The sequence below is a fragment of the Clostridium chrysemydis genome, from assembly GCF_015234215.1.
Lineage (GTDB): Bacteria > Bacillota > Clostridia > Clostridiales > Clostridiaceae > Clostridium > Clostridium chrysemydis.
This window is the reverse complement of the sequence record NZ_JADEKP010000017.1, coordinates 1-11,026: the sequence shown is the minus strand read 5'-3', so window position 1 is coordinate 11,026 and position 11,026 is coordinate 1. Positions and strand designations below refer to the sequence as shown.

The window sequence follows — 11,026 nt, the reverse complement described above, 5'->3', positions numbered from 1 at the left end:
GTGTTAGGCACGCCGCCAGCGTTCGTCCTGAGCCAGGATCAAACTCTCAATAAAAAGTTTAATCTGTACTCTTAAAACTTAAATTCGTAAAAAGAATTGCTGGTTTTGTATTATATAAATCTGTTCAATTTTCAAAGACCATTTAATCTCTGTCGCACTCAAGCGACTTGCTTATCTTAACATTTAAGTTTTTTTCTGTCAACACTTTTTTTAAAATGTTTTTTCAGAAAAAATCTTTATCTCTAAGACACTTTCAAAACAATGTTCGTCTGTCTCAGCGACGATATTTATAATAACATACAAAACCCGCCATCTAAAGTCATATTTACTTATTTAGAAAAATTATTCTTAAAATACTCTTTATAATTCTTTTTTACTTAATTTTTCTCAGAATGATACACGTGGATATGTATTCGATATTTTTCTATCAAATATACCTTTTTATGGTTTAATTTGTAATATAACTTTTATGTATTTAAAATAAATACTCTTATTTCATAGTTTAAGCTAATACTATTTTGTCAAAAAATAATATAATTTATACTTAATAAAAAAAAATTAAAGCCCAAACTAACTTATAATTAGTTTGAGCTTTTTTAAATTTAATCTTATTTTTATAACTCATTTCTTTTTTGCATAACTATTGGCCATCTTTTAGAACCTATATATCTTTCTTCATATCCAATAACTGTTCCTTTTTCTGCAATTACTTTTTCAAGTTCTGAGTCATTTTCAATAACAGCATCTTGCATTATAATGCAATCTTTAACTTTTACACCTTTTCCAATTCTTACTCGTCTTGAAATAATACTATTTTCAACTTCACCTTCTATATAGCATCCATTTCCTATAATTGAATTTTTAACATCACTATCATCTGTAAATTTACTTGGGCTTTCATCTTTAGGTTTAGTATAGATAGGTCTTTCAGAATTAAATAATTCTAAACTTACCTCTTCTTTTAGAAAATCCATATTAGTTTTATAATAAGAACTTAAGGAATTAATACAACTTAAATATCCATCGAATTTAAATGTACTAACTTTTAATTTATCTAAATTAGCATTTACATACTGCTTAATTTTTCTATACATTCCACTTCTTATAGATTCGTGCACTATTTCATTAAATAAAGCTGTTTTCATAACATACATTTCCATACTTACATTTGCAGTACTTTCTTTACCTATATTTTCTCCAACGCTTACAAGTCTTTTATAACTATCTATATTTAATATATCACAATCTAAATATTCTTTATCAGCATTTTCTACATTCTTATATATAACTGTTACATCGTTACTATTCTTCTTATGATAATCTATAACCTCGTTATAATCTATATTACAAATCATATAAGCTGGGGCTAAAATTATATATTCTTTTTTGCTATACTTAACAAAAGCAAGGTTTTCTGCAAAACTGTGCACATCATCATAAGCTGGGTCTTCATAACCGAAGTTAAAAACCTTTAAACCATTTTTCTTTCTGTGTAAGTCCCACGGTCTACCATTCGTTAGATGATCCATTAATGATCTTGATTTATTTTTTGTAAATATCCCTATACATTCTATACCTGAATTAGTCATATTAGATAATACAAAATCTATAACTCTATATCTAGATGCAACTGGAACAGACGCAAGAGGCCTCTTCCTTACAAGCTCTCCCATTCTGCTTTCATTTTCATCTAAATTTATAATTCCTAAACAATCATTCCTCTTCATATTTTACCACCCTCTCTTTCTTCTATACTGTCTTTCTACCACTTAATAAACTACCAGCTGATATTTCTTCTTTTGATGCAACAACAGCTATTTCTTCACCATCTCCTATTCTAGATTCCTCCATAATTAATGCATCGCTACCTATAATTGCTTTATCTATAACAACACCATCTTCAATATTTGAGTTTGGCATTATAACTGAATTTCTTATAACAGCTCCCTTGCCTATAGTTACCCCTTGGAATAATACAGAGTTTTCTACTGTCCCATGCACTGTACAACCTTCCACCACTAAAGAATTCTTTATCTTAGCATCCTTTGATATATATTGAGCAGGACAAACAGGGTTAACAGAGTAAATCTTCCAATCTTCATCGTGAAGGTCTAATCCATTATCCTCATCTAATAGATCCATATTAGCTTCCCAAAGACTTTCTATAGTTCCAACATCTTTCCAATACCCCTTAAAAGGATATGCAACTAACTTACTATTTTCTTCAAGCATTTTAGGTATTATATTTTTACCAAAATCATTACTTGACTCTTGATCCATTTCATCTTCTATAAGATGCTTTTTTAAAGTTTTCCAATTAAATATATAAATACCCATAGAAGCATTAGTACTCTTAGGTTTTTGCGGCTTCTCTTCGAATTCATAAATACTATAATCTTCTTTAGTATTCATTATTCCAAACCTACTTGCTTCTTTTAAAGGAACATTTATAACCGCAATAGTTGCATCTGCATTTTTTTCTTTATGGAAACTAAGCATATTATCATAATCCATCTTATATATATGGTCACCTGAAAGAACTAAAACATATTTTGGATCATAACTATCTATATACTCTATGTTTTGATATATAGCGTTAGCAGTACCCTTGTACCACATTCCACCTTTTTCCTCTTGATATGGTGGAAGTATACTAACTCCTCCATCTCTTCTATCTAAATCCCAAGGATCTCCTATTCCTATATGTGAATTCAATTCTAACGGTTTGTATTGAGTTAATACTCCTACTGTATAAATTCCTGAATTTGAGCAGTTACTTAAAGGAAAATCTATAATTCTATACTTTCCTCCAAAAGGAACTGCTGGTTTTGCAACGTTTTTTGTTAAAACCCCTAACCTTGATCCTTGTCCTCCTGCTAATACCATAGCTACTATCTCTTTTTTACCCATATATTCCATCCCCTCTCGTACATTTAAAATTATTATTCAAACTACTTATATAAACATATGAGGGAGCTGTTCACTTTATACATAAGCATTTTTATGAAATCTTTTCCAAAAGGAAAGAGAATCAATAATTATTTTAAAATAACTCTTTGATTCTCTAATTTACTCTTTATATCTCTTTTTTTATTTTTATTTTAATTTGCCTTTATTTTAGATTAATTATTTCAGATTTTTGTAAACCAATTCAGTTCCCCAAATACCAGTTGCGTATTCTAATATAGTCCTATCTGAAGAAAATATCCCAGAGTGAGCGATATTTATACCACACATCTCTTGCCACTTATATTTGTCTCTATATAAATAATCTATTTTTTCTTGTGCTCTTATATAATCATCAAAATCTTTTAAAACAAAAAACTCATCATTATAAGTTATTAAGTTCTCGTAAATAGCCTTAAATCTATTATTATCATAATGATATTTTCCATTCATAAGATCATCTATAACATTTTTTATTCTTATATCGCTTCTATATATATCGTAAGATAAATACCCACCATTTTTATAATAATCTAATACCTCTTTTGAAGTTAATCCAAATATAACTATATTATCATCTGAAACTTCATCCCTAATTTCTATATTTGCACCATCTAAAGTAGCAATAGTAATTGCACCATTCATCATAAACTTCATATTAGATGTTCCTGATGCTTCCTTTGTAGTTGTGGATATCTGCTCACTAACATCAGTAGCTCTTATAATCTGTTCTGCTAAAGAAACTCTATAGTTATCTAAAAATACAACTTTTATTTTTTCACTTACTCTAGGGTCATTGTTTATAGTATCTGCAATTGAATTTATAAGTTCTATAGTTTTTTTTGCTAAATAATAACTAGGTGCTGCCTTTCCTCCAAAGATAAAAGTTCTAGGTACTATATCCTTGTTTGGATCTTTTAATAACTCATTATATAAATGCATTATTCTTAGGCAATTTAAAATCTGCCTTTTATATGCATGTATTCTTTTAATTTGAACATCAAATATCGAATCTGGGTTAACTTTAATCCCTTTCATCTCGTAAATAGTTTTAGCTAACTTTTCTTTATTTAATCTTTTAACTGAAGCTAACTTTTCTTGAACATCTTTATTTTTTGCAAATATTTCAAATTTCTCCAAATCAGTAGGATGTTTTATAAAACTATCTCCTATAGTTTCTTTTAATAGATAAGTTAATTCTTTATTACTTTTAATAAGCCACCTTCTATGGGTTATCCCATTTGTTTTATTATTAAATTTGTTTGGATAAAAATAATAAAGGTCACTCATTTCTTGTTTCTTTAATATCTCTGTATGGAGTTTTGCAACTCCATTCACACTATGACTTCCTACAACAGCTAAATTAGCCATCCTAACTTGACCGTCAGCAAGTATTGCCATATGAGCAATCTTATCCCATTGACCTATATAACTATTCCAAAGTTCAGTGCAATATCTTTCATTTATCTCTTGAACTATCATATAGATTCTTGGAAGAAGCTTTTTAAACATATCAACTGGCCATTTCTCTAAAGCTTCTGATAGTATAGTATGGTTTGTGTAAGATATAGTATTTGTAGTTATCCTCCAAGCAACTTCCCAAGGCAATCCCTCTTCATCTAAAAGTATTCTCATAAGCTCTGGAATAGCAAGGGTTGGGTGTGTATCATTAATATGAATAGCCATCTTTTCATCTAATTCTAAAATATCGCCACCATGTCTTTTAAAGTGCCTTATTACACTTTGTACTCCAGCTGACACAAAGAAGTATTGCTGCTTTAATCTAAGCATCTTTCCTTCATACTGCGTATCATCTGGATATAATACTTGAGATATAGCTTCAACTGAATTTTTATATTCTAATGCTTTTAAAAACTCACCTCTACTAAATGATGAAAAATCAAATTCATTACTTACAGTTTCTGCACTCCAAAGCCTTAGAGTATTTACTGTTTCATTTTCATAACCTACTATTGGAGTATCATAAGGTACTGCAAGTATTGGCTCATAATTTATATGAAGAAATTTTATCTTTCCATTTATATTTTGAGTTATAACCTCTCCACCAAACTTAACTATCTCTCTTTTATCATTTTTTCTTTTTTCCCAAACATTACCTTCTCTAAGCCAGTTATCAGGAACTTCAACTTGGCTTCCATTTACTATCTTTTGTTCGAAAAAACCATATTTATATCTAATCCCGCATCCATGACCTGCTATATTTAAAGAAGCCATGGAATCAAGGAAGCATGCAGCAAGTCTTCCTAGTCCACCATTTCCGAGACCTTGATCTTGTTCTAGGTCTTCTAAATCTTTTAAATCTATATTTAATTCTTTTAATGCTTCATTACATATATCCCTAATTCCTAAGTTTAATAAAGCATCACCTAAAAGCCTTCCAAGCAAAAATTCCATTGAAAAATAATATACTTGCTTTTCCCCTGTACTATTATATTTTTTGTTAGTGTTCATCCAGCTCTCTGCTACATAATCTCTAACTAAATTTCCTAAGGCCTCATACTTTTTATAATTACTACCTGTTGATAGCTCTTCACCATTAATTTCAAGGTACTTTTTTTCATAAGCCTTTTTAAAAGAATGTTTGTCGATGGTTAGCATACTGCTCCCCCCTCTCTCTAGATATGATGTAACTTAAATTTACTTTCTAACTAAATTACTATAAAGATTAACATATTCTTTAGCTGATTTTTCAAAACTATTATCAGACTCCATAGCTTGTTTAACTATATTGTTCCAAGAATCTTTATCTTTAAAAATTTCTAAAGCATATTCAAGTACATTTAATAAATCATTACCATTATAATGAGTAAAACTAAAACCATTCCCTAATCCATTATATTTATTGTAAGGTGAAATTGTGTCTTTTAACCCACCTGTTTCTCTAACTACAGGAACAGAACCATATCTTAAAGATATAAGTTGTCCTAAACCGCATGGCTCAAATAAAGAAGGCATTAAAAACATATCACTAGCTGCATATACTTTGTGTGCTAGCATATTATCAAATTTTATATTTGCAGATACTTTATCGTTATATCTACAAGCTAGCCCCTTAAAATGTTCTTCATAAATATAATCACCAGTCCCAACTACAACTAGTTGAATATTATGCTGAAGAAGTCTATCTGCTATTTCAACTATAAGATCTAGTCCCTTTTGATTTGTAAGTCTTGATACTATACCAATCATAGCTACATCTTTATTTACAGGAAGCCCTAGTTCTTTTTGTAATTCTTCTTTATTTATCCCTTTGCCTTCTAAATTATTTTTATTAAAATGTCTATAGATATTTTTATCTTTTTCTGGATTAAATTCCTCGTAATCTATCCCGTTTAGGATTCCACTTAAAGCATAACTTCTATTTCTTAAGTCTAAATCCATCCTCTCCCCATACTCATATGATTTAATTTCCTCTACATAAGTATTACTTACTGTAGTTATTCTGTCTGAATAAAGTACTCCACCTTTTAAAAAGCTTACTCCTCCATCAAAAGCTAAACTATTATTATAGTAAGGCTCTAAATCATATCCAAATAAATCAGGCAATATATCTTTTGAAAATACTCCTTGGAATTTTAAGTTGTGTATTGAAAAAATTGATTTCATATTATAATAAAATAAATCTTTAGCATACTCTACTTCAAGCATTACAGGTATCATACCTGTATGCCAATCATTACAATGAATTATATCTGGCTGATATTCTATCTCTTTTAAAAACTCTAGTACCGCTCTATCAAAATATGCAAATCTTTCTCCGTCATCATAATAACCATAAAGTCCATCTCTTCCAAAATAGTACTCGTTATCTATAAGATAATAAGTCACTCCATCTTTTTTGTATTCAAATACTCCAGCATATTGAGTTCTCCAACCAACTTTAACCATGAACCATTTTAAAAATTTAAGTTTACTTTTTAATTCTTGATTTATATTTTTATATTTTGGTATAACTACCCTTGCATCTACACCTTCTTTTACTAGAGCTTTAGGTAATGTACCTAAAACATCACCAAGCCCTCCTGTCTTTATAAATGGATTTGCCTCTGAACCTACGAACAATACTTTCATTTTTCTATCCCCCTTTTCTAAACTTCAATATCTTTATTCTTTAATGCACTTTTTACTTCTCTTTTAGCTTTTACATATTTTAAAATAGTAGTTCCCATTGGAGGAACTTTAATCTTTATACTTTGATTTAAATTATGAAATTCTACTTCTTCTGTAAAAATTTCTCCTTCCATAACTTGTCCTGACCCTCCATACCTCTTATCATCTGAATTTAAAACCTCAAAATATGAACCAGCACTTGGTACTCCAATTCTGTAGTCATAATATACATTTTTAGTAAAATTACATACAAATATTAAAAAATCATCTGAATCTTTACTTCTTCTAACAAAAGAAATGACGCTTTGGTCATTATTATCTGCATCTATCCATTTAAACCCTTCAAAAGAATAATCTAGTTCCCATAAAGACTTATTATTTTTATATAGATGATTTAACTCTTTATAAAATAATTGAGTATCCTTATGCATAGGATATTTATCTATAAGTTTCCATTCAAGTTCCTCATATTCTCTCCACTCAATAAATTGCCCAAACTCGCATCCCATAAATGTTAATTTCTTACCTGGATGTCCTATCATATAACACGCTAGATTTCTAAGACCTGCAAACTTTGTCCAATAATCTCCCCACATCTTATCTACTAATGATTTTTTTCCATGAACTACTTCATCGTGAGAAATAGGAAGAATAAAATTTTCTGAGTAGTTATACATCATAGCAAAAGTTAAATTGTTATGGTGATATTTCCTATATATAGAATCCATCTCAACATACTCTAAAGTGTCATTCATCCATCCCATATTCCACTTAAAATTAAAGCCAAGTCCACCTTGTTCTATCGGTTTACAAACGTTTGGCCAAGATGTTGACTCTTCAGCTATCATAAGAGCATTTTTAAATTCACTAAAAACTGCTGTATTTAAATCCTTTATAAATTGAATTCCTTCAAGATTTCCATCTTCTCCAAATATATTAGGAACCCACTCTCCAAAATCTCTACCATAGTTTAAGTAAAGCATATTTGAAACTGCATCTACTCTAAGACCATCTATATGAAATTCTCTAAGCCAATATAAAGCATTCGAAATTAAGAAGCTTTTAACTTCTGGTCTACCTAAATCAAAATTTGCTGTTCCCCAGCCTCTATTTTCAGCTTTCCATTCTTCTTCGTATTCGTAAGTTGCTCCTCCGTCAAACTTATATAGTCCGTGGGAATCTTTACAAAAGTGGCCTGGCGCCCAATCTAAGATAACGCCTATATTATTTTTATGAAGTTCATCTATAAGCTCTTTAAATCCTGAAATATCACCATACCTAGTAGTTAAAGAATAAAATCCAAGACCTTGATATCCCCAAGATGCATCTAAAGGATGCTCAACTATAGGCATTATTTCAACGTAAGTGTATCCCATCTCCTTAACATATTTAGGTAGTTCTTTACTTAATTCTTTATATGTTAAAAACTTAGAATCTTTAGTTTTCCAAGAACCTAAATGTAGTTCATAAATATTTATAGGACTTTCATATATATTTTTTTCATTTCTATCTTTAATCCATTCTTTATCATTCCACTTAAAATCTACTTCTCTAATTGCAATAGATGCACTCTGTGGACGAAGCTCTGATTTTCTAGCATATGGGTCTGATTTATAGTTAATTTCATTATTTTTTGTAACAATAGCTAGCTTATATTTTGCTTCTTCTTGAATCCCTGCAATAAATAAAGAAAAAAGACCTTCTTTAGAAACTCTATTCATCTTATAATCTTCATTTATAGAAAAATCATTAAAATCTCCAACAACAAAAACTTCTTTAGCTTTTGGCGCCCAAGTTGTAAATCTTACTCCATAAATACTATTTTCAAAAACAAAATGACTTCCTAATATGTTATATGAAGAATAATTTCTTCCTTGATGAAACAAATAAGTATTAAAATCTGTTAAGTCATTTTTCCCATAATATTTTTCTTTTGCTTTTTCAACAACGCTAATAATAGACTTCTTTTCTAATTTCATCTTCGTTAACCTCCATAAATCCATTTATCCTTTTTAACTTCTATTATCCTATTCTTAAAATCTAAGATTTATTAATAAATCTTGCATTTTTTATAGAACTTACTAAGTAAAACGTTTATATAAAGAGGTATTCAAACTTATTAAGTGAAATTTGATTATAAAAATGTATAAAAAAAGCGATAGAAAAATTTCTATCGCTTTAAATTCTAAGCTAATACTTTATTGCCTTCTTTTTTTGATTCTTTATTAAAGAATTTAACTCTAATTAAGTGGAATATCATCGCAACTACTATAGCTGCTACTAAATCTATAGTAACTGTTAAAACAAATGTAATTATAAGCTCTATAGCATCTAATTTATTTCCTGTAACTATTTTTATACATTCTCTCCACTCACTCATATTATATGAAACAACTGCAAGTATTGCAGCTAAGCAAACTAAAGGAATATATTGAACAAATGGCATAAATATTTTCATAATTAATATTAATGTAACTGCATGTATTATTCCAGCTACCGGAGTTCTTCCTCCGTTTTTAATATTTGCTGCTGTTCTTGCTATAGCACCTGTTGCTGGAATTCCACCAAATAATGATGATGCTATGTTTGCAATACCTTGTCCTATTAGTTCAGTATTTGAATTATGTTTCTTATCTATCATTCCATCTGCTACTACTGCTGATAATAATGATTCTATTGAAGCTAAAAATGCAATAGTAAGTGATGGTAACATAAGTTGTTTTATTTCAGCTAAAGTAATATGCGGTAAAGCTGGCGTTGGTATGTTTGATGATATAGCTCCATATTGATCACCTATTGTAGTAACAGGTAAATGGAACATACTAACTATACCAGTTGCAACTATTAATGCTATTAATGAACCTGGAATAGTTTTATTTATTTTAGGGAATAAAACTATAAGCGCAATGCAGCCAATTCCTATTAAAAGTGTCATCCAATCCAAGTGAGTAAAGTTTGAAAGATAAACTTCCCACTTTGCTAAAAATTCAGATGGTACTTCTTTAACATCAAACCCAAATAAATCTTTTATTTGAGTTGATAATAATGTAACTGCTATTCCTAAAGTGAATCCTAAGACTATACTTTTAGGAATAAATTTTATTAGATTTCCAAGTCTAAGTAATCCAAATAAAATTAATATAACACCTGCCATTAGAGTTGAAATAATAAGTCCCTCTATTCCGTACTTTTCAATTATTCCATAGACAATTACTACGAAAGCACCAGTAGGACCTCCTATTTGTACTCTACTTCCACCAAATACAGAAATAAATAAACCTGCAACTATTGCAGTTATTAATCCTTTTTCTGGTGTTACTCCTGAAGAAATACCTAGGGCGATAGATAACGGTAATGCTATTATAGCAACTATAATCCCCGCGATGATATCCTTCATTAACTGTTCTTTAGTTAATTCTTTTTTTCTATGTTTTATTATAGAAAAAAACTTTGGTTTTTTCATTAAAAAAACTTCCCCCTTACGCGTTAATGGAGGCTACTTAAATTAATAAGTAAACCTCCTCTTGTATAAATTTTTTGTAAACTATATTTCCGCATAAAAAAAGGATAGTTTATACTATCCTTTTTAGCTTACTTGGCAACGTCCTACTCTCCCACACAGTCTCCCGTGCAGTACCATCGGCGCTGTAGAGCTTAACTTTCCTGTTCGGAATGGGAAGGAGTGTTTCCTCTACGCCATCATCACCAAATTTAAGTGTTCTCCAAATCTTTAAGATCTGGTCAGATGAACTTATGCAAATTATTAAAATTTGTATTTGGAGTTCTCTGAAAATTGCACATAATTTATAGTTGACTATTTTAATTGGTCAAGCCCTCGACCTATTAGTATCAGTCAGCTGAATGTGTTGCCACACTTACACTCCTGACCTATCAACCTTGTGTTCTTCAAGGGGTCTTACTAGCTTACGCTATGGGAAATCTAATCTTG

5 protein-coding genes, 2 rRNA genes and 1 pseudogene are annotated in these 11,026 nt (G+C 29.7%); all 8 read right to left on the bottom strand.

The annotated features are described in order from the left end of the window. Positions 1-614 precede the first annotated feature (614 nt). Complete coding sequence (gene glgD / locus INR60_RS17045) at positions 615-1,727, bottom strand: glucose-1-phosphate adenylyltransferase subunit GlgD (protein WP_194192688.1); 1,113 nt, start codon at positions 1,725-1,727, stop codon at positions 615-617. A 22-nt stretch (positions 1,728-1,749) separates the two neighbouring features. Continuing rightward, a complete protein-coding gene (locus tag INR60_RS17040) occupies positions 1,750-2,910 on the bottom strand; it encodes a glucose-1-phosphate adenylyltransferase (protein ID WP_194192687.1) in 1,161 nt (386 codons plus the stop codon). A gap of 216 nt (positions 2,911-3,126) precedes the next feature. Then, positions 3,127-5,565 (bottom strand): glycogen/starch/alpha-glucan phosphorylase, encoded by a 2,439-nt coding sequence (locus tag INR60_RS17035; RefSeq protein WP_194192686.1) that lies wholly within the window; start codon positions 5,563-5,565, stop codon positions 3,127-3,129. A 39-nt stretch (positions 5,566-5,604) separates the two neighbouring features. Further along, positions 5,605-7,038, bottom strand: coding sequence for a glycogen synthase GlgA (gene glgA, locus INR60_RS17030; RefSeq protein WP_194192685.1), 1,434 nt, complete (start codon positions 7,036-7,038; stop codon positions 5,605-5,607). 17 nt (positions 7,039-7,055) lie between these two features. Then, the gene (gene glgB, locus INR60_RS17025) at positions 7,056-9,056 is read right to left on the bottom strand and encodes a 1,4-alpha-glucan branching protein GlgB (RefSeq protein ID WP_194192684.1); all 2,001 of its coding nucleotides are present in this window, start codon (positions 9,054-9,056) and stop codon (positions 7,056-7,058) included. Positions 9,057-9,331: 275 nt separating this feature from the next. Further along, a pseudogene (locus INR60_RS17020) lies at positions 9,332-10,540 on the bottom strand (SulP family inorganic anion transporter); the annotation flags it as partial. A gap of 130 nt (positions 10,541-10,670) precedes the next feature. Then, positions 10,671-10,787: ribosomal RNA gene (gene rrf, locus INR60_RS17015) — 5S ribosomal RNA — on the bottom strand. Positions 10,788-10,900: 113 nt separating this feature from the next. Beyond that, positions 10,901-11,026 (bottom strand): 23S ribosomal RNA (locus INR60_RS17010); the annotation flags it as partial.